Below are 26,273 nucleotides of genomic sequence, written 5' to 3'. Positions count from 1 at the left end.
GTGGTGGTGGTGGCCCCCCCCCCCCGCGGGGGGGGGGGGCGGGGGGCGCGCCCCCCCCCGTTCACCCCCGGGGGGGGGGGGGCTCCCCGCCCGCCCCCCCCCCCCCGGCACTGGTGTGTGAGCCGTCGTCGGCTCCGCAGCCCCTAATCCTCAGCGGCGACAGCAGATGCGCTGTCCTCCAAGCGCTGGCGGATCGCGGCGTACTTCTCTGGCCCCCACTCGGGCGAGGCGGCTAGTTCGGCCTCCACCCAAGCGTCGATACTTGCGTTCAGTTCCTCATCGTACGTGTCCATGTGACTACCCCCTGGCAACACACCAGGTCAGGACTACCTGGTTGTGTAAGTTCACTGGCACCAGTGGCAGGAGCTGTAGCCCACGCTCAGGAACACGGGCACGTCGCGCCGGCGTGCCTCTTCGAACGCCTCCGGCTCCCAGGGCCGCCAGTCGACGGGGTTGTCGGCGTGCTGGAGGAGGTACGGGGACGTGGCGTGCGCGAGTCGGTTGGACATGTGCACATCCTTACGCACCCCACCGCGCCCCGCGCGGGTGCCACGAGGGGACGGCGGGGCGGAGGGGACGGGCGGGGCGGACGGGACGGTTGCCCACCGGTGTGATCGGTTGTACGCCAACTCCCTCTGAACTAGCTCAGATTCACTCGCGTTCGGGATCGTCGCGCAGGACACTTGGCGCACGTTTGCGGAGCTCTCCGAGGAGGATGCCGATGCGGGACAGCCATCGTGTCGAGGCCGAGGGCCTGCTGGCCCGGGCCGTCGACGAGGAGGCCCGGCGCGGCGTGGCGGGCACGCCGCTGCCGCCGGCCGACAAGGAGGCGCTGTTGGCGCGCGGGCTGGAGGCGCTGGACGGGATGGCCGCGGTGGCGGCCGAGGAGTACGGGGCGTACGTCCGCGCGCTGGACGAGGCCGCGGCCGGTGACCTGTCCCTGGGGGAGGCCTTCCGGCGGGGCAACACCTCGACGGCGCTGCTGGTGACGGCGGTCGCCGCCGTTGCCGCCGCGGGCGCGGACCTGGCCCTCGGGGTCCCGTCCGGGACGGCGCTGAGCGCGGGACTCGTCGTGGGCGTCGCGGGGGCGGCCACGACCGTGGCGAAGGTGACGGCGCTGCACGTACCGGCCGCGAACCGGCGCGCCGGCGCCGCGGGCCGCCCGGGCGGCCCTGAGCAGCTGCGGCTCCAGTGGCTGTCGGTGCTGGAGGTGCGCGGGGTACGTCCCTTCCTGGAGCGGGAGCGCGCCGCGGCGGCGGCCGTACGGGTCCCCCCGCGCGGCCGGGCCACGATCGGCGCCGGAACCGCGGCCGGGGCCGGCTCGGCGGCGGGGGCGAACGGCTCCGGCACCGGCACCGGCCCGAGCACCGGACCGGGTACGGGAGCCGGTTCGGGAGTCGGCCGCACGGGCCTCGGGGTCGGGGCGTCCCTCGGCAAGCAGCCCGCCGGCGGGGTCGCCCCGCTGCGCGGCACGGACCGCAGCGCGGAGGCCCGCCGGCGCAGCATGCTGGAGCAGTCGTTCGGGCAGCTCCCCGACTCCGGGGCGCTGTTCACGGGCCGGCGCGCGGAGCTGACCCGGATCGCGCAGTGGGTGCAGGCGGCCCGCGCGAGCACCGAGACCCGGCCGGTGGTCGTGGTGCTGCACGGCGAGCCCGGATCGGGACGCACGGCCCTGGCGCTGCGGGCGGCGCACGCGCTGCGGGACCAGTTCCGGGGTGCGTGCCTGGTGGACCTGCGGGGCGGATCGGCGGCGCCGGAGGCCCCGCTGCCCACCCGGGAGGCCCTGCTGCACCTGCTGAACCGGCTCGGCGCCCCGCGCGAGCAGCTGCTCTTCCGGGAGGGGGCCTCCGCGGACCAGCAGGTGCGCCGGCTCGGCGAGCTCTACCACCAGCACCTGCGGGGGCTGCCGGTGACGGTGGTGCTGGACGACGCGGTGGACGCGGCGCAGGTGCGCACGCTCGTGCCGGAGCGCTCCGAGAGCCTGGTGCTGGTCACGGCGCGGGAGCCGCTGGAGCTGCCCGAGGACCTGTCCGCGTGGGTGCACCAGCTGCCGGTGGCGCGGCTGGCGGGGCCGGAGGCGGCCCAGGTGCTGCGGGAGGGGGCGCGGGCGGCGGGCGAGGCCGCGCCGGGCCCGGAGGCGGAGGCGGGGCTGTTGGAACTGGGGGCGGGGCTGCCCCTGGCGCTGCGCGTGCTGGCCCCGCTGGGGGCGGCGCGGGCCTCCGACAGCGGGGACGGCTCTCTGGAGCACGCCCTGGACCTGGCCTACGTACGGTTGCCGCAGGAGCGGCGCCGGCTGCTGCGGCGGCTCACGCTGGCCGGGCGGACCTCGCTCGGCGCGTCCGCCGCGGCGGCCCTGACGGGCTCGGACCGGGCGGAGGCCGGGCGGCTGCTGCGCGAGCTGGCGCAGGCGGGCCTGCTGGACCTCGTGCGCGGGGAGCGGTACCGGATGCACGACGCGGTGCGCGCGTTCGCGGCGGCGCGGCTGGCAGCGGACGAGGACAGGGCGGAGGCGGCAGCCGCCCAGGAGCGGCTGATCCGGGACTACGCGCAGCTCGCGGACTCGGTGATCCGGATGGTCGACGGGAAGATGTCGACCCGGGCGAACCACTTCGGTGGGCACGGCTTCGCCTCCCTGGACGCGGCGCTGCGCTGGCTGGACGAGGAGTCCAGCTTCATCACGGCGGCCCTGCGGCACGCGCAGGACGTGGACCAGCAGGCGGTCCTGGACCTGTTGGGCGCGCTGTGCGACTTCTGTCTGCTGCGCGGGGACCTGTACCGGCTCGGGGAGATCAACGAGCTGACGCGGGCCGTGGACGAGGGGCGGGTGGCGCGCTCGGTGCAGTGGCGCACCGGTATCGCGGCGCGTCAGCTCGGCGAGCTGGACAAGTCGCGCACGACGCTGACCTCGCTGGTCGACCAGTACCGGGAGGCCCGGCAGGAGGCGGGGGCGGGAATGGCCCTGGTCTCGCTCGGGATCACCCTGCACCACCAGGGCAACCTGCCGGAGGCGGCGACCCGCATCCGGGAGGCGCTGGCCCTGCAGGAGGCGCCGGAGCTGGCGGGCGACCGGGCGTGGGGGCTGCACGCGCTGGCGGCGGTGGAGCGCGACCGGGCGCACCTGGCGGAGGCGCTGGCCCTGCTGGAGCGTTCGCTCGTGCTGCACCGGGAGAACGAGAGCGTGCACGGCGAGGCGTGGGCGCACTTCCAGCTGGGGCAGGTGCACCTGCGGCTCGGTGACGTGCCGCGGGCCGAGGCGGAACTGAGCCGGGCCCTGGACCTGTACGGGCGCACCAGGGACGACCGGGGCCGGGCGTGGGCGCTGACCCAGCTGGGCCGGGCCCGGGTGGTCGACGGGGATCCCGGTCCGGCGCAGGAGCGGCTGCGCGACGCCCTGGCCCGGCACCGGCTGGCGGAGGACACGCGCGGGGAGGCGTGGACGCTGTACTACCTCGGGCAGGCGCTGGAGGAGGGCGGTGAGCGGGACCGGGCGGTCCGGGAGCTGGAGCGGGCGCGGACGATGTTCTCGCGGATGCGGGACGTGTACGGGCTGGCGCACGCCCGGCACCACTCGGGCCGGGTCACCCGCGACCAGCGGGCGGCGCAGACGGGGAACCTGCGGAACTCGGGCTTCGCCCGTCAGCTGCTGATGGACGCGCGGGCCGATTTCCGGCGGATCGGGCTCGCCCACGGCGAGGCGTGGACCTGCCTGGAGCTGGCGGTGGTGGACGCGGGCAACGCGCGGACCTCGCAGGCGGTGGGCCTGTGCGAGGAGGCGGCCCGCCTGTTCGTCTCGTACGGGGACCTGCGCGGCGAGGACTGGGCCCGCTTCCTGCGGTGCACGCTACTGCCGTACGCGGACCCCGCGGACCCGGACGAGGCGCGGGCCGAGCTGTCCGGCCTGGTGGCGGCCCCGCATCCGCTGCGCGACGGGCGGCTGGACGACTGCCTGGAGACGTACGGGGTGATCCTGGGGCGGGGCGTGGACCCGGCGGAGGGCTGGCAGGCGTGGCGGTTGGGCATGGTCCCGAACCTGCGCTCGCGCGAGGTCATGGGGGTCCCGGTCCCACCGCCGGCGTGACAGCCGCCGACCGCGACCGCCCGGCCGCACGGAAGCGGAACCGACCGGCCCCGCCCGCACGAGCGGGTCCGTACGGCCGCACCCCGTCGGCGGATGTCATGCCGACCGGGACGCGCCGGCCCACCGCCGCGCGGGACGCGCCGCCCCACCGGTTGCTCCGGGCGGGGCGGCGTTCGTGTGCGGGTGTCAGCCCGTGCTGTCCGGCTTGGCCGTCGGCGTGGCCTTCGGGCCCGCGGCGGCCGGCTCCGGGGTCTCCTGGAAGTCCACCCGGCCCATGTGGCGGTTCATCGACTTCATCAGGAACCACACGCCGAGGGCGAGGGCCGCGAACACGATGAAGCCGAGGATTCCGGGGGTCACCTTGTTCTTGTCGAAGGTGTCGCCGGCCAGGGGGAGGAGCTGGGTCAGGGCTGACTGCGTAGCGCTCATAGCTACGCATTCTCCCGGATGCCCGCGAAGAGGTCGGACTCGGGGAGGGAGGTGTCGACGAACGACTTCGCCAGCTCGTACTCCTCGGTGGGCCAGACCTCCTTCTGGACCTCCATCGGGACGCGGAACCAGCCGCCGTCCGGGTCGATCTGGGTGGCGTGCGCGATGAGGGCCTTGTCACGGATCTCGAAGAAGTCCGCGCAGGGCACGTGCGTGGTCAGGGTCCGCTCGGTGCGCTCGAACTCCTTCCAGCGCTCCAGCCACTCCCCGTACGGCGATTCCAGGCCGCGCGAGAGGAGGGCCTCGTGGAGGGCGACGGTGCGCGGCTTGTTGAAGCCCTGGTTGTAGTAGAGCTTCTGCGGCTGGTACGCGGCGCCGTACTCGGCCTCCGGGAACTTCTCGGTGTCGGCCGCGCCGTCGAAGGCCACCATCGTGATCTTGTGGGTCATGATGTGGTCGGGGTGCGGGTAGCCGCCGTTCTCGTCGTAGGTGGTGATGACCTGCGGCTTGAAGGCGCGGATCTTCTTCACCAGCTCGCCGGCGGCCTCCTCGACGTCCGCGAGGGCGAAGCAGCCCTCGGGGAGCGGCGGCAGCGGGTCGCCCTCGGGCAGGCCCGAGTCGACGTAGCCGAGCCACTCCTGGTCGATGCCGAGGATCTCGCGGGCCTCGTCCATCTCCTTGGCGCGCACCTCGTGGATGTTCTCCTCGATGTACTTGTCGCCCTGGAGCTTGGGGTTCAGGACGGAGCCGCGCTCGCCGCCGGTGCAGGTCACGACGAGGACGGGCACCCCCTCGGACACGTACTTGGCCATGGTGGCCGCGCCCTTGCTCGACTCGTCGTCGGGGTGGGCGTGGACGGCCATCAGTCGGAGCTGCTCGGTCAAGGCGGGATCCTCTGTGATTCGGCGCGACGGTCGGCTTCTATAGTGACCGAACGGGGGGTCGGAAAATTCCAACGGGTGCCTCACCCTCCCCACTGAGAGGAACGATCATGGGCGCGGTGCGCGAAGGGCTCCCCGAAGGCCGGTACGGCCGGTCCGAGGACGAGCGTGCGGACCGCAGGCTCAAGGTGGTCGGTTCGGTGCTGGGCGTCGGGCTGCTGGCCGTGGTCGGCTGGATCGGCTGGGACTACGTCGGCGGGCAGAGCGTCAGCGCCGAGATGATCAAGTTCCAGATCCTGTCGGACACCGAGGTCAAGGTGCACCTGGAGGTCCGCAAGGACGCCGGGGTGACCGGTGTCTGCACCCTCAGCTCCCAGGACGAGGAGCACGGCGAGGTGGGCCGCGCCGATTTCACGTTCCCGCAGCGCGACACGCGCGTGGACGAGGTCGTCACCCTGCGGACGACGGGGCGCGCGACCGCGGTCGAACTGGTCGGCTGCCAGACCGCCGCGACCCCTGCCGGCTGACCCGGGCCCGCTCGAACGCCCCGCCTTCGGGACCGGATGCCCGGCGGGTATCCGGAACGCGATGACACACTTCACCCACCGGGTGTCCTCCCCCTTTTCTTCCCGAATTGTTAGGCTCGTGGTTTCGCCCGCCGCCGGCGGCTTGTATTCCCCTGTACCGACGAGGAGCACCCGTGACCCAGACGAGCGATAACGTCACCTGGCTGACGCAGGCGGCGTATGACCAGCTGAAGGCCGAGCTGGACTACCTCTCTGGTCCCGCACGCACGGAGATCGCCACGAAGATCGCAGCCGCCCGCGAGGAGGGCGACCTGCGCGAGAACGGCGGTTACCACGCGGCCAAGGAGGAGCAGGGCAAGCAGGAGCTCCGCGTGCGCCAGCTCACGCAGCTCCTGGAGAAGGCCAAGGTCGGCACCGCTCCCGCGTCCGACGGCGTGGCCGCTCCCGGAACCCTGATCACGATCGCGTTCGACGGCGACGAGGACGACACCCTGGAGTTCCTGCTCGCCTCCCGCGAGTACGCGTCGTCCGACTTCGAGACCTACTCCCCGCAGTCCCCGCTGGGCAGTGGCGTGAACGGCAAGAAGATCGGCGAGGACGCCCAGTACGAGCTGCCGAACGGCAAGCAGGCGACCGTCCGGATCCTGGCGGTCAAGCCCTTCAACGGCTGAGTCCCCCGCACGCGCACGCGCGCGAGAGCCCCCGCCCGGAACGGTCCGGACGGGGGCTCCCGCACGTGCGGCGGCCTCAGACGGTCGCCGAGCGGTACTTGCGGACCGCGAGGGTGCGGAAGACCACGATGATCAGCACCGACCAGAGGACGGACGCCAGCACCGGGTTCTGCATCGGCCAGGCGTCCGCGACGGGGTAGCCCTCCGGCAGGTTGCCGAACAGTTCCCGGGACGCCTGGACGGTGGCGCTGAAGGGGTTCCACTCCGCGATGTGCCGCAGGAAGGTCGGCATGTTGTCGGAGGGGACGAAGGCGTTCGAGATGAACGTCAACGGGAAGAGCCAGATCAGTCCGCCCGAGGTGGCCGCTTCCGGGGTGCGCACCGACAGGCCGATCAGGGCGCCGATCCAGGAGAAGGCGTAGCCGAGCAGGAGCAGCAGGCCGAAGCCGGCGAGGACCTCGCCGATGTTGGTGTGGGTGCGCCAGCCGACCAGCAGGGCCACGACCGCCAGGACGACGAGGGTGAGCGTGGTCTGGACGAGGTCGGCGAGGGTGCGGCCGGTGAGGACCGCGCCGCGGGCCATCGGCAGTGAGCGGAAGCGGTCGATCAGGCCCTTGTGCATGTCGTCCGCGATGCCCGCGCCCGCGCCGGCCGTGGCGAAGGTGACGGTCTGGGCGAAGATGCCCGCCATCAGGAATTCGCGGTAGTCCGCCGGGGAGGTGCTGCCGCCGACGCTGATCGAGCCGCCGAACACGTAGCTGAACAGGACGACGAACATCACCGGCTGGATCACGCCGAAGATGATCATCTCGGGGAAGCTGATCCAGCCATGTCGTCACTCTTGCAGCTCGCGCCATCGCCACGTTCTCCCAGGTCAGAGGCAGTGAACTCCGGGTCGACCGCCCCGGTCACCAGCATGTGAGGGAGCCGGTAGGAGGGCGGCACAGGCGCAGCCGGGTAGCCCTTCAGTGCCTCCAGGGCGGCTTGGTACTCCCCCACGCTCTGCCAGTGGTGCACGCGCCGGTACAGCGTCGTGTAGCCCCGTCCGTCGATCCTCTCGGACCCGCTGTACTCGTTCCACGGCTTCGCGGTGCGCAGCTTCTCCAGCATCACGTCGAAGGCGCCGCGTACGTCCTTCCACTGTCGAGTCCCCGACAGGATGTTCTTGACCTTGTCCCACATCTCGTCCGTCAGGTCCGTAGGCACCGGAGTGCCGGTCTCGCGGTGCCACTCCGTGATCGGGTCGACCAGGCCCTTGTGCCGGGGCACTCCCTTGTCGGTGATGTGCACCTGGATGTCGAGGAGGTCCATCAGGTCGAGCTTCTGCGTCATGGTGAAGTCGCGGGCGGTGTCGATGTTCTCCACGGCCTTGAGGAGATCCCTGGCGCGGTCCTCCTGGGCCTCCGCCTCCTCCAGCCACTCGGCGACGCGCTCCTTCTCCTCCGCCAGCTCGTCTTCCTGGGCCGTCAGCTCCGCCTTCAGCTCCTCGACCAGCTTCGCGTCGTCCTGGTCGAAGTCGTCCTCATCCACCGAGGCGAGGAGCAGGGCGATCTTCTTCTTACGCACCTTGCGCTTCTTCTCGATCTGCATGTCCAGCTCGGACAGGCGGCGACGGTAGGACGCGGCACGGTCGGGGACGGTGCCCAGCCAGCTCTCTACCAGCTCATACAGCTTGGCCTTGTTGTTCAGCAGGCCCTCGATCTCGGACCAGACAGCGGCGTCGACCTCATCGACCGGCAGTTCCCAGCAGTCCTCGTGTCGGTCGGTGAGCTGGTTGCCCTGCCTTCCGGCCATGCACCGGTAGTAGCGGCCTGCCGTGTTGATGGCACGGCCTTCCGTGACAGACGCGCCGGTCCGATGTGCGCCACACACGGAGATCAGACGGTTGGAGAGCAGGTACTTCGAGGCCGCCGCGCTCCGCGTACGGGAGGAGCGCTTCAGGTAGGCGAGCACGGCTTCCGCGCGCTCGTCCTCCAGAACCTTGGGGACGTCGATGCGGAAGGTGGTGGTGATCTCCTCGCCGTCCTCGTTCTGGCCGGCGAAGTTGAACTCGACGTAGCCCTTCAGGCTGGCCTTAATCCGGCCCGAGAGGTTGCCGCCCTCCCAGGGCTTGCCCTGTCGGGTGAGGAAGCCCTGCGAGTTCAGGTGGCGGGCCGCATCCTCGCGAGTCACGGGCTCAGGCGAGTCAAGGACATAGTCGGCGAAGGCTTCGACCTGCTTGACCTCGGCCGGGTTCAGGACGGGCTCGCCGTCCTCGTTGAGCTTCACACCGAAGGGGGGCTCGCCCAGCGGCCAGCCACCGGCCGCGAGCTTCGCCATCCGACCGCCCATGGTCCGCTCAAGGATCAAGGCGTGCTCGACCTCGGCCATGTAGGCAAGAAGGGAGAGCTGGATGCCGAACATGTCGTCGTTGGAGTCGAGGCGGCCATCCGCGGTGACGATCCGGACGCCCTTGTCGCTGACGTCGTAGACCCAGCGGTGGATGTTCTTCATCGTGCGGCCGATGCGGTCCAGCTTGCCGAAGATCACCAGGTCGATCCCGCCGGCCATGATGTCGTCAGTCATGCGGTCGACATCTTCACGATTAGCCAGCTTGCCGGACACACCACCGTCCACGTACAGGTCGACTATCACGTGCGGGATGTGACGAAGGTAGGCGGAGAGCCAGTTGCGGCACTGCTCCTCCTGCGCCTTCAGGCCGTAGCCTTCGAGCTGCTGAGCCGTGGAAACGCGCAGGTAGATAGCTACCCGAAGGACGTTCTGAAAGGTCTTCTGTCGGGGCAGGGTCCGCCGCACCATCACATGCTCCTTAGATACAAGAAACCCCCGAGCACCAGCTCGGGGGTCTTGCGCTGCGTGTAAGTATGAGTGTAAGTCGTTCAGTCTTTCTTGGGCAACGAGCTAATCAACAAGCGTGCAAGTCGTGCTCGCTCAGCGTCTGACCACTCGACCTTCCGCCACCTGGATGAAGTACTCACGGAGCCACCCGCCCATGCTTTTCAAAGGCGGCGTGAGTCACGGGCATCTGCTCGGCGAAGTGAGCCTCCATCTGCTCGGCCACCATCTCGATCTCCCGGAGCGGGAAGCTCGGGACCTTGGAGTTCTCCTTGCTCGTCCGCAGGCTCAGGAAGTGCATCAGCGAGCGGGCGTTACAGGTGGCGAAGAACGAGGTGTAGATGCCTACCGGCAGAACGTTGCGCGCCACCTCGCGGGCGACGCCGGCGCGAAGCTGGACCTGGTACGAGGACCAGGCGTGACGGTAAGACTCCTTCGCCACACCCGAGGCGACCATCCACTGAAGGTCAGTGCCGGCCTCGAAGGTGTAGGCGCCGGGCTTGCCCGTCTGGACCAGCTTCCGTTCAGGCGGCGGCAGGTAGAACACGGGGTTCAGCTCTTTGTAGCGCCCGGACTCTTCGTTGTAGCTCCAGCCCGCCCGGTGGCGGAAGAACTCCCTCGCCACGAAGATCGGCGCCTCGATGTAGAAGCTGAACGAGTTGTGCTCGAACGGGCTCCCGTGCCGGTCCCGCATCAGGAAGTTGATCAGGCCCCTGGTCGAGCCTTGCGCGTCTACGGCCTCCGCTCCGAGCGTGCTCACTCTCGCGGCCTGGGTGACGTCGTAGTCCATGGCGCTGGTGCGTACGGCCTTGACGGTGACATCTGAGCGGATGGTGATCACGGTGCGACGTCCTTCGTGTGGTGTGCGGCGGGAGTCTTGAGGGCCGGCGCCTGAGCGGGCGAGGCGAGCAGCAGAACGAACAGCAGGGCAAGGGCAAGGACCATGGAGACCCAACAGGCGCTCCGTCCGACTATCACACTCATGCCGTGAGCACCTCTTCGTAGGCGCGGCGGGACATGCTCGTCATGTGCCACGCACTGAAGTCGCACTCGTAGACGCGACCCTCGACCTTCAGGCCGCGACGCGTGCCCCTGACGTCAGCCCGGCGGGTCCGCTTCGCCTGCGCCCGGCCCATGGCCTTCTCGGCGTCGCCTCGGGAGTCGAACCCACGCTTCTGGCCGCAGTTGCAGTGCGTCCAGTCGACGGTCTTGAAGCTCATCTCGGTCATGCTCCTTACTTCTTGCTCTTGGTCTTCGGTGCGTCCTTCACGAACTTGTCGCAGGCGCATCCGTCGAGGTGGCACTGGCCACGACTGGCGCCAACCGATGAGTGCATGAACGGGGGGTGACCACACCGCGGGTTGTAGCAGTAGCCGGGCCAGCCGGCCTTTCCGTCGTGGTTGGCGAGGGCGATGCCCGAGGACGTCAGGGGGATGACTCGCCCCGTACCGCCGAAGCTCATCTTCTTGGCGAAGGCTTCCGCTTCAGCGGTGGAACCGAAGGGCCCGTAATTCAGGCCCTTCGATCCGTCTGCCCATCGGTGCGTGAGGACCCAGAGGTCTCGCATCTGGAGGATGGCCCCCATCTCCTTCAGCAGGGCCTTGGCCATCTGGTCGGGAGACTCGAAGGTCGGGTCCACCAGGATGTCGACGACCGCCTGGTACTCGTGCTTCCGAGGGGTGATCCTCATGCAGTGCACTCGGGGCAGGAGTGACGCGGTCGGTTCGGGTGGGCCGGGCAGATCACCGTCACCTCGTAGGTGTGGCCCTCACCTTCGGGGTCCTCGCGCATCTCCTGCGCGATCCCCTCCCCGATCCGCCGACCGGCCTCGCCGTGCAGCCGGTCATAGAAGCACTCGCCATCCTCGAAGACGCCATACTCGACGCTCACTTGCCGTTCCCCTCTCAGTCAGTACGTCTATCACACTCACGCCGCAGCGTAGTAGCGATCTGCCAGCGTGGTGACGCCCAGCAGCCGGTCACGCAGGTCTTCCAACGTGCCGTCGTTCATCAGGGTGGCGTCGAACTTCCAGTTCCGGAGACCGATCTCCGAGACGTACGGAAGGCCGTGCTGATCCTTCGCGGGCCCGACTCCGGGGCGGTCGATCCAGATGACCACACCACCGCGGCTTTGGATGGCTCGCGCCTCGTTGGGGAAGCGGACGTCACTCACGACCAGGGCCTCACGCTCGGGCTCGTGGTCCTTGAAGAGGGCGTTCACCCAGACGTCTTCGCCCAGTGTCACGCGACCGGCGTCGGACCCGGTGGTGTGCAGCAGGCGCCGCACCTCGGGGAACTTCTCCTTCGCCCCCTCCCACCCGTACGCGGCGATCAGGTTCACCAGGCGGTAGGGCGGGGTGTCGGGGTGGGCCGGGACGAGGGGGTTCTGGCGGAGCAGGAAGTCCTTCAGTCGGTCAGCGAAGGCGTCCCGCCTCCAGCCTCCCTCGACGAGGGCCTGGGCCGCCGAGTCCTTGCCGGACCGGGCGAAGCCCGCGAGTCCTACCAGTAGCGCGTCAGTCATCGGTCACACACCTGCCAGTTCTTCAAGCTCGATCGGGGACAGGTCCACGTACGGCTCACCGCCGAGCGTCACCTGAAGGTGGGAGATCCGGACACAGAGCTTCTCTCCACAGGTTGGGGAAACTCGCGTGCCCTTCGGCAGCTCGCCGAACGCTATGAGCCAGGCGACCCGGCCGGCGGTCTGGTTGTAGCCGTCGTAGCTGAGCTGGCCCAGGCCACTGCTCTTGCAGATTCCGCCGGTCCAGAGCCAGTGATCGTTGGTCCGACTCACTCCGGACCAAAACTTCTCTTCGTCGGTCGAGCCCTCCAGGAACCTCGGGGCCGCGACCTCGGCCACCCGGATGTACTCCCGGATCGGGATGTCCTTACCGACGTGGCCCCATCGGGCGATGCGGGTCTTGTGCGCCATGCACAGCCCGAGCTTTGTCCGGGCCTCGTTCTTGCACTGCACGCCCTGGCTGCTGGTCACATAGCACTTCACTGTTGCGGTCCTCTCACGTGGGGCGGAGCTGAGCGGGTGCCAGGGACTCGAACGCCTGGTGTCTGCCGGTCACCCTTGTCGCACTATCACACCGAGATCAAGAAGTCTCGCGGAATCCGTCGAAGCACTGGATGTACGAGGTGTCGCCGACCTTCGCCCAGCACAGCCGGTGACCGAAGACCTCGCCCCAGTTCTCCCAGCCGGCCGCCTTCTTGGCGCGGGCGAACTTCGTACGGGCGGCCTCGTCGTTCAGCTTCGGGTTGAGGTAGACCACCTGACCCTTGGCAGTCACGTAGTACGAGTAGCCCTTGCCGTTGCCGCGCTTCGCCGCGTCCCAGTAGCAGTTGACCGAGCTGCTGTCGTCGTCCTTGCAAGCCTTGGTCGGGAGCTTCGGGAGAGGGGCCGCGGTGGAGGCCAGGACGACGGACGACCCCGCCGTGATGGAAGTCGTGGGCTTCGGGGAGTCGGCCATGACGCTTGCGAGGGGGGCGACGACGAGGGAGGCGGCGATGATGACGGCGATCTTCATGATTCAGTCCTTCTGAGTGGTCAGGCGGGGGAGGTTGATGGAGCCGGTACGCGGCGGCTGCCAACGGGGCGGCAACTGGTACCGGTAGGCGGTCAGGATGGGAACCTCGTGCGGCTCGGCCACCTTGTTGTCGACCGCTACGCGGTAGACCTCGGCGAACTGGGCGACTGCCCGCTTGACGATCTCGCTGTAGGTCAGGCCCGTGGGGGCGAGGGTCTCGATGGCTCGGGCCAGTTCGGCGTCGACTCGCGCGGCGAGCTGCTTCGGTGCGGTCACAGCCAGTCCACCTCAAGCACCAGCGGGGTGATGTCGCCGTCCTCGTCGATCAGGCCCCGGTCGATCAGGGCTCGGGCCGTCCGCCCGTAGTCACCCTGGAGGGTCCACGCCATGCCGCTCTTGATCAGCGTGGCGAACAGGTCCATCGCGTCGTCGCTGTCCAGCTCGCCCGACTCGTAGCTGATCATGTCGATGACCAGCTCTCCCATGCGACTCATCAGATTCCTTCCGTATGGTGGTGGGGCGGGACGGGGCCGACTTCACTTCGGCCCCGCCCCGTGCTGCGGGTGTCAGATCAGACGGCGAGCGGCGCGGGGATGCGCGCTTCCCACTGACGCGCCAGGTGTTCTTCCTTGGCCGCCTCCTCACGGAGACTGCGGGCCTTACCGAGGGCGCGGTCCCGCTCGTTCTCGAAGAGGTAGCGGGCGCTTTCGAGCTGCCAGTCCGGGTGCTCCGCCTCGAAGCGGTTCAGCGCCTCTTGCTCGATCTCACCCAGCACGCCGTACGCCTTGGCCTCGTACTTGACCCGACCGCCCTGGTCGTTGCGGAATCCGCCTCGGTACGAGGACTCGGACGACCAGTGCATCGTCAGACGCTTCTCGCCGAGGGCGAGCCGCCCCTCCCCGTCCCGAAGGCGCTTCACCACGTGCTCGATGGCGTACTTGCGACCTCGAACCTTGACGAAGCCCAGGTTGGTGTCCCCCTCGAACTGCGGGTCGGTGCTGACCCAGACGCGCCCCTGGATCTCCTCGGCCGGCGAGCTGGAGCGGCCGTTGTACTGGCTGTAGGTCTTGCGCTCGGCCTGGCGGATCTGGATGTAGACCTTGCCGTCCGCGATCTCGTACTCGTACGTCTCGCGCTGGTCGTCGGTCACGGTTCTCTCTTCTCTGTTGGTGGTTGCTACCTGCGTCGGATGGGTGGGTGCCCAGGACTCGAACCTGTGGCGTGTGCCGCTCACCCCGCCTGTCGTCACACTATCACGGTGCACGACTTACACACTAAGGTTAGCCGAAGCGGACCTCTCCGAAGATGGCCACCTGGACGATCACGTCCGCCGTGCCCGCGTCGATGTGTCCGGCATCGATGCCCTGCCAGTCCCGCTCAAGCCAGGACTGCACGATGTAACCGTGGTACTCGCGGTTCACCAGCTCCTGATTCAGGTCCAGGAGCAGGGCGTACGCCCGGCGTATGTCGTCCTTGCTCAGGTAGTGCGTCTCACGGTCGGCCTCGAACCCCTCGGCGGCATCGACGATCGTGTACTCCTTGTCGAAGGGCAGGCCGGCGAATTCCGCGGGGGTCGGTTCGTCGGCCCAGTACGTGATCCCTCCGTACGAGGCGATGTCGATGATGTCCTGGACGTTGTCGTCGGTCACGGCTTCGGTCACGCGGCTGGTCAGTGTGGCGGTCATGCGGCTACCACCTGACGGAGTCGGACGGTGTCGGTCGTGGTGCGGTCGAGGGTGTCCGTGTAGTACTCGTCCGGGTCCTCGCAGACCAGCTCGACGGCTGCCTCTTCCGCCTCGTCGCGGTCCTCGGCCTCGACGTCGACCTCGTACTTGACCTCTTCAATGACGGTCACTCGGTACATGGGCATGTGCTTCTCCTTCAGGGCTGGGGGTGGGTGAGGGGGAGGCGGATCATCGACTGGGCGGTGGTGTAGTCCTTGATCCGGCCGCCGTTCACGCTGAATCCGAAACGTCGATAGAAGGCGCGCAGACGGTGAAGGCCGGAGCCGAACTCGCGCGTCGGGGAGAGGGTCATCGTCACGGCCTGCCTGTCGGCTTCCGCGATGAGCAGTTCCATCACTCGGGTGCCGAGACCCTGCGACCGCAGGTCACGCGGTACGACGATCTTCGAGAGGACGAGGTGGCCGACCGAGTCCACATGAATCCACGTGGTGACCTCGGGTACCTCGGTGGCTATGCGCTCCCGTAGGGGGGCCAGCCAGTCAGGGTCAAGGTTGGTGTATCCGGGCTTGAGCATGGTCGCGCTTTCGGGTTGGGCGGGACGGGGCCGACTTCACTTCGGCCCCGCCCCTACGAGTGGTGGTTAGGCGATGGCTGCGAGGTGGCCCCGGATGTCGGCCTCGTTGAAGGGACGGGGCGAGCGGTTGTCGCCGTCCTTCTCGACGTCGTACTCGTGGGCGTGGGTGTCGTCCCAGTCCTCGCCCTCGACGTGGCCCAGCAGCCACGTGACGGCCGCCTCTTCCTGGCCGGTCAGGTACAGGACTCGGGCGATGACGTCGGCCTCGGTGCAGGTGAACTTGGAGCCGGTGTCGTGCGCGGTCATGCCGTCGCCGAACACGGTGGACAGCTCGGCTATGGCTGCGGGGGCGTTCTCGTGCAGGGTGATGCTCATGCTGTGTCTCTCCTGGGTTTCACTGCTCGCGGGGAGTCCGCGATGGTGGGCGCCGGGGACTCGAACCCCTGGGGTATGCCGTCCGCCCGAGCTGCACGACTATCACGCAGCGGTAAGCAAGAGCTGTCCTTCGATCGGTGCGTTCAGGTGGAGGTTCCCCAGCTCGGAGAAGTGCGCGTCCCGCGCCTCTTCCCAGATCTCTCGGACGCTCTCCCAGGAGACTTCGGCGTTCGCCTGCTGTCCGTACAGCTCGCCGAGTTCCGGGTAAGCGCGCTCCAGGATCGCCTCGCGGTCGGCGTCCGTGTCCTCCCAGTTGAGCTTGTGCGCCTGGTCGACGGCCTCCTCCAGGTTCGCCTCGAACCGTGCGGACTCGCGGTCGGAGTGGTCGGACTCGTCCACGACCGGGTAGTCCAGGAGGGCCGACACGATCCCGGCCGCCTCCAGGAAGGCTTCGGCGAAGGGGGCGATGAGCGGCTCGTACGAGAGGCCCTCGGCCTCGTAGTCGTCGCGGTGGTCGTCGCAGAACTGGGTGTGCGTCTCGACGCCCTCACGCCACCAGCGGGATTCCCCGTCGCACCCCTGGAAGTCGCAGGGCTCGGGCGTCTCGCGGATCTGGACGTAGATGGTGCGCAGGCTGCCGAAGGCCCAGTGGCTCGACGTCCCGTCGATGACATGGTCCTCCGCGGAATCGCCGGCCGCCCCCTGGATCAACGCCAGGGCCGAGTGGTAGTTGGACTCTTCGAGCAGGTCATCCCCTCGCTCGGCCCAGCTCACGAACGCGCCGTGCGTGTCGTACAGGCGGTCGTCCCAGAAGTAGGCGTTGGACGGCGGGGTGAGGCTCTTGACCGCGATCTCGTACAGGGTGTCGTCGTCGAGGGCGTAGCTGATCATGGGCATCCCCTTGTCGGGTGGTGTGGGTGGGTGGTGGGGACTGGCGGCCTTGCCTGCCGTCCCGGCGGGAGCCGGGGACTCGAACCCCCGGTGTCTGCCTGTCTCCCTAGCGACTTGTCGTCACTCTATCACACTGCACTACTTACACACTCTGGCCGGTCACTGAAGCTCAAGCTCGACGTCGGTGTTGTCCGCGTCGAAGTAGTCCAGCTCGAAGCCGCCACCGGTGGCCCGGATGCTGGCCTCCAGCCAGTACTTCACGTCATCCTCGCTGAAGTCCGAGCCGTCCGCCTTGCGCAGGCCCTCGAAGTTGAAGCTCACGGTGACCGTGCCGTTGTACTCGTACTGAAGGGCGGCGAGTCCGATCTCCTCGGCCTTGTCGGAGATTGCAGCCTTGTGGTCGTCCAGGTCGTAGTCGTCGATCAGGTCGCGGAGGAGTTCGCGGGCCTCGACCCGCAGCTTCCCGTACTTCTCCCGAGCGTTGAACGCTTCCTGCCTCTGCTCCTCGACGGCGGACCGGAGGTTAGACACCTGCGCCTGAAGGGCGCCTATCTGGCGCTCCAGCGCGTTGACGGCGTCGGAGGCGGTGAAGGTCTTCTCAAGCGATACTGCGGTCATGTTCTTGCCTCTCTCAGTCACTCTATCACACTCTGTGTAGAGCTAAGCGGGAGTCTGGGGACTCGAACCCCTGATGCCTGCCGGTCTCCCTCGGTGACGTTGTCACTCTATCACACACTGGCCAGCTTCATGAAGATGACGTCCGGAGCGCCGGGCGTCCAGTTGGGCACGCGCTCGGTCTCGATGAACCCGAACTGTTCGTAGTACGACGGCAGGAAGCCGTCAAAGCAGTCGAGGAGGTGGGCCCCCTCACGGAGGGCTGCCGCCACCATCTCGGGACCGCGTCCCTTGACTCGGGAGAACAGGCCGATGGCCCAGCCGTCCGGGGTCACTCCGAAGCCCGACATCAGGTCCTCGGAGAGGTAGTACATCGCGTCGTCGGGCATCTCCGCAGGCTTGGATGTGGCGGCGGCGATCCGAGGGGATGCGACGCGAGCCGAGCGGAGAGCGGCCTTGTAGCGGGCAGAGCTGGTGTGCTGGATCACTGGGGGTTCCTCCGGCGTAGTAGTCACTCTATCACACTTTGAGCGGGCGACCCGGACTCGCACTCGGGTTGTGGCTGCTCTCGCCCTACCGACTACACGTACAGGTAGTCGTCCATCGTTGCTGCGGCGTGGACCTCGGACTCCCACTCGGCACGGATGTCGTCGAGGTAGTCCTGGTACTCCTCGCGCCGGAACTCGGCGAGGTGGTAGGCGCACACGTCATCGTTCTCGTGCGGGCAGTGCTCCCACGGTTCCATCGGGGGGCAGGTGCAGCAGGCCGGGCACATGGGATTCTCTTTCGCTTCGGTGGTGGCTGCTGACGTTGTCACTCTATCACACTTACTGCGAGTCGAGCGCCCTTGCCAGCTCACGGGTCAAGCGCTTCAGGGCAGACTCGTGACGCTCGATGAGCCGCCGGATCTCCGCGACGTCACGGCGTACGCGAGGCTTGCGCACCTCGGCACTGTGCGACTCACGCGCCTTACGGATGGACTCCCAGCGGTTCGTTGCGTCAAGCCAGGCGTACAGCTCACCGCGCTTGACGTAGGACATGGCGCCGAGCGTCTCGATGTGCGGGAAGTCCGCGTGACGCTGGTGCCAGTTGGTGACCGTGGCACGGGAGATGCCCAGCTCACGGGCTATGTCGGCCAGACACAGGTAATCCGTCGCCTTGTCGAGGGAAACGGGCATGGTGTTCCTCCCAGGAACGTAGGGAGGGATGCGTAACGGCACCCCATCGGGCAGGCCGGACCCATGACGGTCCAGCCGGCCTGATGGCAGGCCGGTACGGGGGCGGAGGCAGCGACGCTCATGCGTCCTGGTCTCTCCGCCCCGTCCGGGGTGCACTCGGTAGGCGACATCAGCCGGTGTGTGAACGTATCCCCAGGAACTAGGCACGGCGGTACCTCCCCGATGGGGAGTGACGGCGCTCGTGTCTATGCCGGGCAGTGGTCGAGTTTCGGCGTGCGCCTACCGGGCGCGGTACTTCGGTCTGTTCGTTTGGTACTGCGGTACTGCGGTCCGTTGGGTGGCAGGTGGACTAGGCCCGCCCCCGTTCCCCTGTATCGCAGCGTGTGTGAAGCGTGCGACGTATGAGCGGCCCCCCTGCTTACCTCCTATCCGGTGTGGTTTCCCTTACCGGGGGACCGTTCCAAGGGAACGGGGGGTGTGCAGTCCATCGCTAGACACGTCGCGCCGTAAGAACTCCGGACAGGGCTCACCCGTCCATCTACGCTCCCGTAGCGTCCCGTTGTCCCGCATCCACGGGCACTAGCGGGGACACACCCGGTGGGTTACGTCTGGCGTTCTGATCACACGCACAAGGGACCGCTAGTCGGTGGCCCGACAACCCTCGCTTGCTTCACTCAGTGGCCCGCACGCTCCACACGGTGTGTGTGGTGCGCACTACGGGCCCGGCCCGTATGTGTTGTGCGAGTGATTCGCGTTCATGTCCTGCCTCCCTTACTTGCGTCCGTCGTGCTGTTGATGTGAGTACTCAACCATGCAGCACGACTATCACACAACCCACAGACCCGATCCGGGGTTGGAATCTCATGACCAACAGGGCTCTGACCTGTGGTTATGCAAGGTCTTGTGACGTGGGTCACACGGCCTTTCGATGTCCGAGTTACCCCGTTCTGCACCCACCTCGTTATCTAAAAGTGACCTCCCCTGTGTCCCATCTTGTCCGTATTTCCAGGCTGGTCCGGGCACGACTTACACACTGGCCCGATTCCGGGCCCTGGATAGCTGCGTAAGCGCTGGTCAGAAGGGGTCTGAGTGGCTGTCTCGCGCCCGTTCCCTCTCTGCCTGTCTCTCTGTCCGTCCGTGCCGGGCCGGGCCAGCAGGCGCCTACCTGCGGGCGCAAGGGTGCAGGCTCGAAGGCTTTAGGTCTGAAGGTAAGAGGCGGGGTGGGGGAGGTCCCCTTACGCGCGATTTTGCGGATCGCCTCGTCTTAGCAGCCAAGATCGTGCCACGGTTTCAGGGTCGATCAGGGGTGCCGGCCCGGCGCCCCACCTGCGGGAACGGGCGCCGGATGCCCGCCGAAACCGCCACGATCCTGCGTGCCGACGCGTCAGGGCCGGGTTGCCGGCCCGCTCCGGTTCGACTTCGAGACGACGTGGACAAGGTGGGCGACCGACTGCCTCTCGTAGTGTCCGAGCGGGTGCTGGACCTTGCCCTGGTCGTCCAGCTCCAGGAGCTGAGCGCCGATCTGCGCGAGTTCCTCGGCTTGCCGGCCCGTGACCCGTACGTCCTGGTCGATGAACCCCGCGGCCACGATGATCTGGTCGAGTACTTCCTGGTCGTAGCCGTCAGGCAGCGTCAGGGACTCGGGCGGGACGCGGCGGGCAGCGCAGGAGGCGATGACGTGCGGGGGAGACGAAACGAACCCGCCGGGACTGCGCGACACGAAACCGTCCGCACCTGCGCGGAACGTCGCCGCGACCTCACGGTCAACCGCCGGCCGCGCGAACCTGTCCTCGTACACGTCTGCCTCAGATCTCGTGCTTGGTGATCCAGGCCCGGTGTTCCTGCCTGGCGTAGCCTCGTTCGTTCCCGCTCCAGCATGGAGCATCCGCCGGCAAAGGCCCAAGGGTGCCCTCGTTCAGGAAGTCGTACGTAAGCAGCTCCTCGGCGTAATGGATGGCGTCCATCAACGTGGCCGCCGCCTCGCCGGGATGACCACCATCTACATCGGCGAGCCGGTCCGATGCGCCAGCACGGCGTACGAGGAACTCCCGAACGAGGTGGCCGCCATCGGAGTCCCCCACCAGGATGCCTAGTCGCTGTACCGCGATCAGCTCAGCCAGAAGTGAATCCATGAGCTGAGCTTAGGTAGAGGGAAGCGCCCATCGGGCGGCTTTGCCGCCCCTGCTCGTCAGGTGGCTGAATCTGTGGTGCCCGGTAGGGCACCCCTCCCGCTGGCATCTCTTCGCCGCTGGGTCCAGACCTGCCCGCCGCCGCGAGGCGGCGTGTGACTGGCGTCACTGAAGAGGTCAGGACACAAACCAAGATCATCTTCCGTATATATATGTGTAAGGCGTTAGGCGCCAGGACAGACCGCCAGGCGGTAAGGCCCTTCGGGCCTCCCGGTCGCCTCCTACTGACGTAGTTGAGGCTTGGCAGTTGGGGCGCGAAGCGCCCACTGGCGTAGCCACGTACTTCTCAGATTTCCCCTCGGGTCGACAGCTTCGAGCAGCTACCTGTTCAGGTAGGACGTCGTCGAGGGGCTAGCTTCCACGGCCGGCCGGGGGTGATCGATGCCCCAGTGGCGTGACTCTGACCGACGAGGCCGGCTCCCGAAGGACTGGGAAAGGACCAGGAACCGAGTCCTTCGGCGTGACGGCCACCAGTGCACTGCGCGAGACCAGTACGGCAAGCGGTGCAACGAGCTGGCCACGGACGTGGACCACATCATCGCTGGTGACGATCATCGAGAAGCCAACCTAAGAGCACTCTGCGGATGGCATCACCAGCGCAAGTCATCACAAGAGGGAGCCGCAGCCAGCGCGAAGAAGCGCCGGCAGATGGGGAAGCGGTTCCAGCGAAACGAGGCCCATCCGGGCCTCCTGTAGACCTGACAGCTCCGAGTCCCTCCCCTACTCGTTGAGCGTCAGCCGGCACCCCAGGGCCCTCTCTCCCTCGGGCGGTGCCTCGCCCCCTGGCTCGCTACCCCAGGGGGCTCGACTTCGACGGAAGGAATCCGCGGTGACCACCTGGTCCTGGTTGTGGGTCGGATGGCTCGCGGCCTTCCTGGTTATCGAGGGCAAGGCCCTCTTCAACAAGACATCCGGCGACACCCTGAGCGAGCACGTCTGGAAGTGGTTCTCCACGGCCCGGACCGCCGAGCACCAGGGCCAGCCGACTGGCTTGGTCCGGCTGCGGCGTTTCGCCCTGCTGGCGTTCATGGCCTGGCTGTCCGTGCACTTCCTCACGGGCGGCCTCTTCTGATCTGAAGGAGGTGTGCCCGATGGGCAACCGTGGCCCCGTCCCGAATCGCGAAGACGACCTCGCGCGCCCTCGGTCGCGCAAGGGCACCGATCAGCAGTCCGTGACCAAGGGCGAGATGAAGCCGGTCAAGGTCCCGAACGCGGATCGTGAGTGGCACCCGATCGCGCGCCGGCTGTGGGACTCACTGAAGTCCTCGGGCCAGGCGGACTTCTACCAGAACTCCGACTGGGCGTTCGCCTACTCGCTGTGCGAGGACTTGTCCCACTACAAGAAGTCGGGCAAGCGGAGCGGTCAGATGCTCCAGACCATCTACTCAGCTTTCGAGCGGCTCCTTGTCGCCGAGGGCGATCGGCGCCGTGTGCGGATCGAACTTTCTGAGCCCGAGGACGAACAGGACTCCGCTGCCGTGGTCGCTATCGCCGACTACAAGAAGGAGCTGGGGCTCGCGCAGTGATTCCGGGGAGGTGAGCTATGGCTACCGCGATGCTCACCCCGGAGGAGATCGACCTCCTGGACCCGACCTTCATCGGGCCGACCTGGCAGAAGGACGCTTTCGGGCGCTGGGTCCTGCCGGACAAGACGCTCGGCTGGCAGATCGCCGGCTGGGCTGCTGAGTACCTGCGCTCCGAGGACGGCGGTCCCTGGAAGTTCACGCGCGAGCAGCTCCGGTTCGTCCTTCACTGGTACGCCGTGGACGAGAACGGCCGGTTCACCGCCCGCAAGGGCGTGTTGCAGAGGATGAAGGGCTGGGGCAAGGACCCGCTTCTCGCCGTGCTGTGCCTCGTCGAGCTGTGTGGGCCGTCGCGCTTCTCCCACTGGGACGAGGCCGGCGAACCTGTCGGCGTTCCCCACCCTCGCGCGTGGGTCCAGGTCACGGCCGTCAACCAGTCACAGACCACGAACACGATGGCGCTCATCCCGTCGCTGATGTCCGACCACTTCAAGGCGAAGTACGGCATCAAGGACGGGGCGGTCCTCATCCGAGCCAACGGCGGCAAGTGCCGGCTTGAGGCGGTGACGTCGTCGTTCCGTGCCCTTGAGGGCAAGAGGACGACGTTTTTACCCTGCTCAACGAGACGCATCACTGGGTGCTCGGCAACAACGGGCACAAGATGTACGAGACGATCGACGGCAACGCGACCAAGCAGGACAGTCGCTATCTCGCGATCACGAACGCCTACCTCCCCGGTGAAGACTCCGTGGCCGAGCGGATGCGCGAGTCCTTCAACAAGATCGTCGAGGGCCGCGCGGTCGGCATCGGCTACCTGTACGACTCGATCGAGGCTCACCCGAAGACGCCCCTGACGCCCGAGGCGTTGACGATCGTTCTGCCGAAGATCCGCGGTGACGCGGTCTGGCTGGTGCCGGCCACGATCATCCAGTCCGTTCTCGACACGACGATCTCAGCCAGCCGGTCACGGCGCATGTGGCTGAACCAGATCGTCGCCGAAGAGGACGCGATCTATGGGCCCGAGCAGCTCGCCGACATCCTCCATGAGGGCGCCGTCCTGGCGCCCGGCGACGAGATCGTCATGGGCTTCGATGGCGGCAAGACGGACGATGCGACTTGTTTGGTCGCGGTCCGCGTGCGCGACATGTGCGCCTTCACCCTCGGGGTGTGGGAGAAGCCTGACGGCCCGCGCGGTGACGGCTGGTCCGTCCCTCGGGCCGAGGTCGACTCCTCCGTTCACGACGCGTTCCGCACCTTCAAGGTGCAGGGCATGTATGCGGACGTCGCCCTCTGGGAGTCGTACATCTCCGAGTGGGATGAGACGTACGGCGAGGGCCTGGCCGTGAAGTCGCCGGCCGGGAAAGACCGGATCGGCTGGGACATGCGTTCCAGCCTGAAGGCTTCGACGATGGCGCACGAGCGCCTCATGCGGTCGATCTTCGACCGGAAGCTGAAGTACGACGGTGACCTGACGCTGAAGCGGCACACGCTCAACGCCCGGCGCCGCACGAACAACTACGGCCTGTCCTTCGGTAAGGAATCCCGCGAGTCCCCCCGCAAGGTCGACGCGTACGCGGCGCTCATGTTGGCGCACGAGTGCCTGTACGACCTGCGTGCCCGTGGCAAGAAGGTCCGTCAGCGGACTGGACGCGGCTACTTCATCTAACACTGTGATAGTGGTACAGAAAGGTGGTGAGTGCATGGCCGACACCAGCCCGGTTTCGCTGGCGCGGGAACTCCTCGCCATCCTTGATCGTGACGAGGGCCGGCTGGCCCGGATCGATCGCTTCGTCCAGGGCAAGCACGACGACCCGTACATGCCGGCCCAGGCCGACGACGAGTACAGGATGCTGGCCAAGCGGGCGGTGTCCAACTGGATGCCGCTCCTGATCGGCACCCCGGCGCAGGCTCTGTATGTCGATGGCTTCCGGCCCGGCTCGGACGGTACGAGCCTGCCCGAGGCGCCGGCCTCCCGCTCTCTGGAGTGGTCGCACTGGCAGCGCTCTCGGCTCGACGCCCGCCAGGCCGCGATCTATCGCGGTGCTCTGGCGTTCGGTCACAGCTTCGTCCTGACGGAGAAGACCGCGAAGGGCGTCATATCGAAGGGCCTGTCCGCGCAGCGGACAGCCGCCCTGTACGAGGACCCCGCAAACGATGAGACCCCATATGCGGCCTTGACCATCGTGGCCTGGCCGAAGGACGAGAAGCTCGGCAAGGCCCGGCTGTGGGACGGCAAGCGCGAATACGCGGTGACGTTCCGGACGAAGACCGATGCCGAGGGCATCCGCGTCGGGGCCGGCAAGTTGCACGGCGCGAGCGAGTGCCCGGTCACCAGGTTCGCCGCCTCCGTCGACCTGGAAGGTCGCACGGTCGGTGTCGTCGAGCCTATGATCCCGCTCCAGAACCGCATCAACCAGACCGTCTTCGATCTCCTCGTCGCCCAGACTTACGCCTCGGTGAAGGTCCGGACAGTCACCGGCATGGCTCCGCCCATGCAGACGGAGCCAGTCGTCGAGAACGGCGAAGTCGTCGGCAGTCAGGTCAAGCTCGACGCGAACGGCAACCCGATGCCCGCGCCGGTCTACCACAACGCTCGTCGCTTCCTCTTCGCCGAGGACCCCGATGTCCGCTTCGGCAGCCTGGACGAAACTCCGCTCGGCGGATTCATCGACTCGATCGACATGAGTATCCGGCACTGGGCAGCAACGTCCCAGACCCCGCCTCATCACATGCTGGGGCAGATCGCCAACCTTTCCGCGGAGGCGCTTCTGGCCGCCGAGCAGGCCCTTGCCCGCAAGGTCGCCGAGTTCCAGTCCGTCTTCGGCGAGTCCTGGGAGAGAGTCTTCCGCCTGGCCGCCGAGATGGAGGGCAACACCTCTGCCGCCGACGACTTCCACGGCGAGGTCAACTGGCGCGACATGGAGTCCCGTTCGCTGGCGCAGGCCGCTGACGCCCTGGGCAAGCTCGCCGAGACGCTCGGCATCCCGAAGCGCGCGCTCTGGAAGCGTGTGCCGAACGTGACCCAGCAGGAGTACGAGGACTGGGTCGAGACGGCCGAGGACGACGACTCGGTTGGTCAGCTCGCGTCCGCACTGACGCGGGCCACTCCGTCCGTCACCTCGATCGGATCATCGCCCGGTAGCGAGGTGCTCGCCGCGTGACGTCCGCAGCCAAACAGGCTGAGGCTGATCAGGCGTCCGCCGCCTTCCAGGTGGCCCTCACCCAGATCGGGGCGGGGACCGTCGAGGAGGCGTTGAAGCTGTGGCAGGCAGTCCCCGCGACCGCGAGGGCTGCCCAGTCATCGGCATGGTTGAAGCGGGCCATCACGATGGTGATGACCCGGCGCCGCATGAGCCGTGACCTGGCTCGTGCGTACTACCGCTTGGTGCGCGCTCTGCGCACTGGGACGACGGTGGCCGATCCGTACCATCCGGAGCCCACATACGTGACTCTGGATACCTTGCGTCGCGAATTCGCCGCGCTGGTCGGTGACTCAGAGGATGGCTCCCTGGAGGGGTCTTCGCCTGAGCCCGACCGGGCTGCAGCCGGTTCTGTTGAATCTTCAACCAAACCTCGAGATTCTGTATCGGACGAGGGAGCGCCTGCCCAGGAGGCGGACGACGATCAGATCCTGATCGAGGAGCTGCCGAACCTGCGCGAGGACGAGGAACAGATCGAGCGCGAGGCCGAAGAGGAAACGAGGCTCGTCCTCGAACTTCTCGGGCCGGCCAACCTGGACCGTAAGACCTCGGCTATCGACGAGAGCAAGCCTGCGACGGACGTCGACAAGGCTCGTGAGGAAGCGCACCAGCAGAGCGGCGGCCGGCAGGCTGCGGCGGCTGAGCGCATCGTGAACAACGGTGGCCGCTCGGCGGTGTGGAACCACATGTCGAAGGACCGCCGAGTCCTCGGCTACGTCAGACTTTCGCGCACCGGTACCCCCTGCGGGTGGTGCGCGATGCTCATCTCTCGCGGCTTCGTCCGCAGTGACGCGTACCGCACGCAGAAGGCCGCGGGGCCGACCCTGGCCCAACTGGACTCAGGCGAGTACGCCGATGGCGACAAGTACCACGACAACTGCCACTGCTACGCCGAGCCCGTGTTCGCGCCCGAGCAGTACGACAGCCCCGCTTACACCCTGAACCGCTCCTACGCGGAGCTGTGGCCGAAGGTGACGCGGGGCCTGTCCGGCAAGGCGGCTGTGTCCGCTTGGAGGCGGTTCATCCGCCAGCAACAGAAGGCCGCAGCCCAGGAGGCGCGGCAGTCCACCACAGACGTCCAGGAGGCGTGAGC

The 26,273-nt window shown here is 67.8% G+C and carries 34 protein-coding genes and 2 pseudogenes; 8 read left to right on the top strand and 28 right to left on the bottom strand.

Annotated features, from left to right (window positions below; all coding sequences use genetic code 11):
- Positions 1 to 143: 143 nt before the first annotated feature.
- Together ACFVS6_RS16385 and ACFVS6_RS16380 are read right to left on the bottom strand one after the other, a co-directional pair.
- Positions 144 to 293, bottom strand: a complete 150-nt coding sequence (locus tag ACFVS6_RS16385) for a hypothetical protein (RefSeq protein WP_389704364.1) — start codon at positions 291 to 293, stop codon at positions 144 to 146.
- 57 nt (positions 294 to 350) lie between these two features.
- A pseudogene (locus ACFVS6_RS16380) lies at positions 351 to 509 on the bottom strand (DUF255 domain-containing protein); the annotation flags it as partial.
- Between the two features lie 212 nt (positions 510 to 721).
- Between ACFVS6_RS16380 and ACFVS6_RS16375 the strand changes: the two are divergent.
- Entirely contained in the window at positions 722 to 4,078 is a 3,357-nt protein-coding gene (locus ACFVS6_RS16375) for a tetratricopeptide repeat protein (RefSeq protein ID WP_389704363.1), read from the top strand.
- Between the two features lie 186 nt (positions 4,079 to 4,264).
- Here the strand turns inward: ACFVS6_RS16375 and ACFVS6_RS16370 are convergent, their stop codons facing one another.
- Both ACFVS6_RS16370 and mca read right to left on the bottom strand, forming a co-directional pair.
- Entirely contained in the window at positions 4,265 to 4,507 is a 243-nt protein-coding gene (locus ACFVS6_RS16370) for a hypothetical protein (protein ID WP_389704361.1), read from the bottom strand.
- Positions 4,508 to 4,509: 2 nt separating this feature from the next.
- The gene (gene mca / locus ACFVS6_RS16365; protein WP_389704360.1) at positions 4,510 to 5,391 is read right to left on the bottom strand and encodes a mycothiol conjugate amidase Mca; all 882 of its coding nucleotides are present in this window, start codon (positions 5,389 to 5,391) and stop codon (positions 4,510 to 4,512) included.
- Between the two features lie 107 nt (positions 5,392 to 5,498).
- Here mca and ACFVS6_RS16360 point away from each other — a divergent pair, with 107 nt between their 5' ends.
- Both ACFVS6_RS16360 and greA read left to right on the top strand, forming a co-directional pair.
- Complete coding sequence (locus ACFVS6_RS16360) at positions 5,499 to 5,915, top strand: DUF4307 domain-containing protein (protein WP_389704359.1); 417 nt, start codon at positions 5,499 to 5,501, stop codon at positions 5,913 to 5,915.
- Positions 5,916 to 6,088: 173 nt separating this feature from the next.
- Positions 6,089 to 6,586, top strand: coding sequence for a transcription elongation factor GreA (gene greA / locus ACFVS6_RS16355; protein WP_389704358.1), 498 nt, complete (start codon positions 6,089 to 6,091; stop codon positions 6,584 to 6,586).
- Positions 6,587 to 6,662: 76 nt separating this feature from the next.
- Here greA and ACFVS6_RS16350 read toward each other — a convergent pair.
- The 24 genes and pseudogenes from ACFVS6_RS16350 to ACFVS6_RS16235 form a co-directional block, all read right to left on the bottom strand.
- Positions 6,663 to 7,400: pseudogene (locus tag ACFVS6_RS16350) on the bottom strand (ABC transporter permease); the annotation flags it as partial.
- Positions 7,391 to 9,385: a recombinase family protein gene (locus ACFVS6_RS16345; protein WP_389704356.1), complete on the bottom strand. Its 1,995-nt coding sequence runs from the start codon at positions 9,383 to 9,385 to the stop codon at positions 7,391 to 7,393. The gene ACFVS6_RS16345 and the pseudogene ACFVS6_RS16350, both read right to left, overlap by 10 nt.
- Before the next feature lie 175 nt (positions 9,386 to 9,560).
- Positions 9,561 to 10,262 carry an FAD-dependent thymidylate synthase gene (thyX, locus tag ACFVS6_RS16340; RefSeq protein WP_389704354.1) on the bottom strand — a complete coding sequence of 234 codons (702 nt, stop codon included), beginning with the start codon at positions 10,260 to 10,262 and terminating at the stop codon, positions 9,561 to 9,563.
- On the bottom strand, positions 10,259 to 10,405 hold the full coding sequence (locus tag ACFVS6_RS16335; RefSeq protein ID WP_389704353.1) for a hypothetical protein: 147 nt from the start codon (positions 10,403 to 10,405) through the stop codon (positions 10,259 to 10,261). The genes thyX and ACFVS6_RS16335 overlap by 4 nt, the downstream gene beginning before the upstream one ends.
- Complete coding sequence (locus ACFVS6_RS16330; protein ID WP_389704351.1) at positions 10,402 to 10,650, bottom strand: hypothetical protein; 249 nt, start codon at positions 10,648 to 10,650, stop codon at positions 10,402 to 10,404. The genes ACFVS6_RS16335 and ACFVS6_RS16330 overlap by 4 nt, the downstream gene beginning before the upstream one ends.
- Before the next feature lie 5 nt (positions 10,651 to 10,655).
- A complete protein-coding gene (locus ACFVS6_RS16325; protein WP_362927259.1) occupies positions 10,656 to 11,111 on the bottom strand; it encodes a hypothetical protein in 456 nt (151 codons plus the stop codon).
- Positions 11,108 to 11,311, bottom strand: coding sequence for a hypothetical protein (locus ACFVS6_RS16320; RefSeq protein WP_389704349.1), 204 nt, complete (start codon positions 11,309 to 11,311; stop codon positions 11,108 to 11,110). Before ACFVS6_RS16320 ends, ACFVS6_RS16325 begins: the two co-directional genes overlap by 4 nt.
- A gap of 36 nt (positions 11,312 to 11,347) precedes the next feature.
- The gene (locus ACFVS6_RS16315) at positions 11,348 to 11,941 is read right to left on the bottom strand and encodes a hypothetical protein (protein ID WP_389704348.1); all 594 of its coding nucleotides are present in this window, start codon (positions 11,939 to 11,941) and stop codon (positions 11,348 to 11,350) included.
- A 3-nt stretch (positions 11,942 to 11,944) separates the two neighbouring features.
- Complete coding sequence (locus ACFVS6_RS16310; protein WP_389704346.1) at positions 11,945 to 12,409, bottom strand: hypothetical protein; 465 nt, start codon at positions 12,407 to 12,409, stop codon at positions 11,945 to 11,947.
- 109 nt (positions 12,410 to 12,518) lie between these two features.
- Positions 12,519 to 12,950, bottom strand: a complete 432-nt coding sequence (locus ACFVS6_RS16305) for a hypothetical protein (protein WP_389704344.1) — start codon at positions 12,948 to 12,950, stop codon at positions 12,519 to 12,521.
- A 3-nt stretch (positions 12,951 to 12,953) separates the two neighbouring features.
- Positions 12,954 to 13,226 carry a hypothetical protein gene (locus ACFVS6_RS16300; protein ID WP_389704342.1) on the bottom strand — a complete coding sequence of 91 codons (273 nt, stop codon included), beginning with the start codon at positions 13,224 to 13,226 and terminating at the stop codon, positions 12,954 to 12,956.
- Positions 13,223 to 13,444, bottom strand: a complete 222-nt coding sequence (locus ACFVS6_RS16295; protein WP_185298833.1) for a hypothetical protein — start codon at positions 13,442 to 13,444, stop codon at positions 13,223 to 13,225. Before ACFVS6_RS16295 ends, ACFVS6_RS16300 begins: the two co-directional genes overlap by 4 nt.
- 77 nt (positions 13,445 to 13,521) lie before the next feature.
- Entirely contained in the window at positions 13,522 to 14,100 is a 579-nt protein-coding gene (locus ACFVS6_RS16290) for a hypothetical protein (RefSeq protein WP_389704340.1), read from the bottom strand.
- A 130-nt stretch (positions 14,101 to 14,230) separates the two neighbouring features.
- Entirely contained in the window at positions 14,231 to 14,635 is a 405-nt protein-coding gene (locus tag ACFVS6_RS16285) for a hypothetical protein (protein ID WP_389704338.1), read from the bottom strand.
- The gene (locus ACFVS6_RS16280; protein ID WP_389704337.1) at positions 14,632 to 14,820 is read right to left on the bottom strand and encodes a hypothetical protein; all 189 of its coding nucleotides are present in this window, start codon (positions 14,818 to 14,820) and stop codon (positions 14,632 to 14,634) included. The genes ACFVS6_RS16285 and ACFVS6_RS16280 overlap by 4 nt, the downstream gene beginning before the upstream one ends.
- An 11-nt stretch (positions 14,821 to 14,831) precedes the next feature.
- Positions 14,832 to 15,209, bottom strand: coding sequence for a GNAT family N-acetyltransferase (locus ACFVS6_RS16275; RefSeq protein ID WP_389704336.1), 378 nt, complete (start codon positions 15,207 to 15,209; stop codon positions 14,832 to 14,834).
- A 66-nt stretch (positions 15,210 to 15,275) separates the two neighbouring features.
- Positions 15,276 to 15,584 carry a hypothetical protein gene (locus ACFVS6_RS16270; protein WP_389704334.1) on the bottom strand — a complete coding sequence of 103 codons (309 nt, stop codon included), beginning with the start codon at positions 15,582 to 15,584 and terminating at the stop codon, positions 15,276 to 15,278.
- A gap of 102 nt (positions 15,585 to 15,686) precedes the next feature.
- Positions 15,687 to 16,475: a hypothetical protein gene (locus tag ACFVS6_RS16265; RefSeq protein ID WP_389704332.1), complete on the bottom strand. Its 789-nt coding sequence runs from the start codon at positions 16,473 to 16,475 to the stop codon at positions 15,687 to 15,689.
- Positions 16,476 to 16,634: 159 nt separating this feature from the next.
- Positions 16,635 to 17,093: a hypothetical protein gene (locus ACFVS6_RS16260; protein WP_389704331.1), complete on the bottom strand. Its 459-nt coding sequence runs from the start codon at positions 17,091 to 17,093 to the stop codon at positions 16,635 to 16,637.
- Positions 17,094 to 17,203: 110 nt separating this feature from the next.
- The gene (locus ACFVS6_RS16255; protein ID WP_389704329.1) at positions 17,204 to 17,479 is read right to left on the bottom strand and encodes a hypothetical protein; all 276 of its coding nucleotides are present in this window, start codon (positions 17,477 to 17,479) and stop codon (positions 17,204 to 17,206) included.
- Positions 17,480 to 17,670: 191 nt separating this feature from the next.
- Entirely contained in the window at positions 17,671 to 17,835 is a 165-nt protein-coding gene (locus tag ACFVS6_RS16250; RefSeq protein ID WP_389704328.1) for a hypothetical protein, read from the bottom strand.
- Between the two features lie 82 nt (positions 17,836 to 17,917).
- On the bottom strand, positions 17,918 to 18,268 hold the full coding sequence (locus ACFVS6_RS16245) for a hypothetical protein (protein ID WP_389704327.1): 351 nt from the start codon (positions 18,266 to 18,268) through the stop codon (positions 17,918 to 17,920).
- Positions 18,269 to 19,652: 1,384 nt separating this feature from the next.
- Complete coding sequence (locus ACFVS6_RS16240) at positions 19,653 to 19,988, bottom strand: hypothetical protein (protein WP_389704325.1); 336 nt, start codon at positions 19,986 to 19,988, stop codon at positions 19,653 to 19,655.
- 85 nt (positions 19,989 to 20,073) lie between these two features.
- Positions 20,074 to 20,400: a hypothetical protein gene (locus ACFVS6_RS16235; protein WP_389704323.1), complete on the bottom strand. Its 327-nt coding sequence runs from the start codon at positions 20,398 to 20,400 to the stop codon at positions 20,074 to 20,076.
- A gap of 886 nt (positions 20,401 to 21,286) precedes the next feature.
- Here ACFVS6_RS16235 and ACFVS6_RS16230 point away from each other — a divergent pair.
- The 5 genes from ACFVS6_RS16230 to ACFVS6_RS16210 all read left to right on the top strand — a co-directional run bounded on the left by ACFVS6_RS16230 (position 21,287) and on the right by ACFVS6_RS16210 (position 26,271).
- Entirely contained in the window at positions 21,287 to 21,529 is a 243-nt protein-coding gene (locus ACFVS6_RS16230) for a hypothetical protein (RefSeq protein WP_389704322.1), read from the top strand.
- 19 nt (positions 21,530 to 21,548) lie between these two features.
- Positions 21,549 to 21,983 (top strand): hypothetical protein, encoded by a 435-nt coding sequence (locus tag ACFVS6_RS16225; RefSeq protein ID WP_185298846.1) that lies wholly within the window; start codon positions 21,549 to 21,551, stop codon positions 21,981 to 21,983.
- Between the two features lie 634 nt (positions 21,984 to 22,617).
- A complete protein-coding gene (locus tag ACFVS6_RS16220) occupies positions 22,618 to 23,646 on the top strand; it encodes a terminase (protein WP_389704320.1) in 1,029 nt (342 codons plus the stop codon).
- Between the two features lie 34 nt (positions 23,647 to 23,680).
- Entirely contained in the window at positions 23,681 to 25,141 is a 1,461-nt protein-coding gene (locus ACFVS6_RS16215) for a phage portal protein (protein ID WP_389704318.1), read from the top strand.
- Positions 25,138 to 26,271 (top strand): hypothetical protein, encoded by a 1,134-nt coding sequence (locus ACFVS6_RS16210; protein ID WP_389704316.1) that lies wholly within the window; start codon positions 25,138 to 25,140, stop codon positions 26,269 to 26,271. The genes ACFVS6_RS16215 and ACFVS6_RS16210 overlap by 4 nt, the downstream gene beginning before the upstream one ends.
- The last annotated feature ends 2 nt before the right edge of the window (positions 26,272 to 26,273 follow it).

This window comes from Streptomyces sp. NPDC057939 (assembly GCF_042887545.1).
Classification (GTDB): Bacteria; Actinomycetota; Actinomycetes; order Streptomycetales; family Streptomycetaceae; genus Streptomyces.
This window is presented reverse-complemented; position numbering and strand designations above follow the sequence as displayed.

Excerpts from the sequence above, each read along its gene's own strand:
- ACFVS6_RS16385 (WP_389704364.1), bottom strand. The coding sequence starts at position 293 with ATGGACACGTACGATGAGGAACTGAACGCAAGTATCGACGCTTGGGTG.
- ACFVS6_RS16375 (WP_389704363.1), top strand. The coding sequence starts at position 722 with ATGCGGGACAGCCATCGTGTCGAGGCCGAGGGCCTGCTGGCCCGGGCC.
- ACFVS6_RS16370 (WP_389704361.1), bottom strand. The coding sequence starts at position 4,507 with ATGAGCGCTACGCAGTCAGCCCTGACCCAGCTCCTCCCCCTGGCCGGC.
- ACFVS6_RS16360 (WP_389704359.1), top strand. The coding sequence starts at position 5,499 with ATGGGCGCGGTGCGCGAAGGGCTCCCCGAAGGCCGGTACGGCCGGTCC.
- ACFVS6_RS16345 (WP_389704356.1), bottom strand. The coding sequence starts at position 9,385 with ATGGTGCGGCGGACCCTGCCCCGACAGAAGACCTTTCAGAACGTCCTT.
- ACFVS6_RS16335 (WP_389704353.1), bottom strand. The coding sequence starts at position 10,405 with ATGAGTGTGATAGTCGGACGGAGCGCCTGTTGGGTCTCCATGGTCCTT.
- ACFVS6_RS16330 (WP_389704351.1), bottom strand. The coding sequence starts at position 10,650 with ATGACCGAGATGAGCTTCAAGACCGTCGACTGGACGCACTGCAACTGC.
- ACFVS6_RS16325 (WP_362927259.1), bottom strand. The coding sequence starts at position 11,111 with ATGAGGATCACCCCTCGGAAGCACGAGTACCAGGCGGTCGTCGACATC.
- ACFVS6_RS16315 (WP_389704348.1), bottom strand. The coding sequence starts at position 11,941 with ATGACTGACGCGCTACTGGTAGGACTCGCGGGCTTCGCCCGGTCCGGC.
- ACFVS6_RS16305 (WP_389704344.1), bottom strand. The coding sequence starts at position 12,950 with ATGAAGATCGCCGTCATCATCGCCGCCTCCCTCGTCGTCGCCCCCCTC.
- ACFVS6_RS16295 (WP_185298833.1), bottom strand. The coding sequence starts at position 13,444 with ATGAGTCGCATGGGAGAGCTGGTCATCGACATGATCAGCTACGAGTCG.
- ACFVS6_RS16285 (WP_389704338.1), bottom strand. The coding sequence starts at position 14,635 with ATGACCGCCACACTGACCAGCCGCGTGACCGAAGCCGTGACCGACGAC.
- ACFVS6_RS16280 (WP_389704337.1), bottom strand. The coding sequence starts at position 14,820 with ATGCCCATGTACCGAGTGACCGTCATTGAAGAGGTCAAGTACGAGGTC.
- ACFVS6_RS16275 (WP_389704336.1), bottom strand. The coding sequence starts at position 15,209 with ATGCTCAAGCCCGGATACACCAACCTTGACCCTGACTGGCTGGCCCCC.
- ACFVS6_RS16270 (WP_389704334.1), bottom strand. The coding sequence starts at position 15,584 with ATGAGCATCACCCTGCACGAGAACGCCCCCGCAGCCATAGCCGAGCTG.
- ACFVS6_RS16265 (WP_389704332.1), bottom strand. The coding sequence starts at position 16,475 with ATGATCAGCTACGCCCTCGACGACGACACCCTGTACGAGATCGCGGTC.
- ACFVS6_RS16260 (WP_389704331.1), bottom strand. The coding sequence starts at position 17,093 with ATGACCGCAGTATCGCTTGAGAAGACCTTCACCGCCTCCGACGCCGTC.
- ACFVS6_RS16255 (WP_389704329.1), bottom strand. The coding sequence starts at position 17,479 with ATGCCCGACGACGCGATGTACTACCTCTCCGAGGACCTGATGTCGGGC.
- ACFVS6_RS16250 (WP_389704328.1), bottom strand. The coding sequence starts at position 17,835 with ATGGAACCGTGGGAGCACTGCCCGCACGAGAACGATGACGTGTGCGCC.
- ACFVS6_RS16245 (WP_389704327.1), bottom strand. The coding sequence starts at position 18,268 with ATGCCCGTTTCCCTCGACAAGGCGACGGATTACCTGTGTCTGGCCGAC.
- ACFVS6_RS16235 (WP_389704323.1), bottom strand. The coding sequence starts at position 20,400 with ATGGATTCACTTCTGGCTGAGCTGATCGCGGTACAGCGACTAGGCATC.
- ACFVS6_RS16225 (WP_185298846.1), top strand. The coding sequence starts at position 21,549 with ATGGGCAACCGTGGCCCCGTCCCGAATCGCGAAGACGACCTCGCGCGC.
- ACFVS6_RS16215 (WP_389704318.1), top strand. The coding sequence starts at position 23,681 with ATGGCCGACACCAGCCCGGTTTCGCTGGCGCGGGAACTCCTCGCCATC.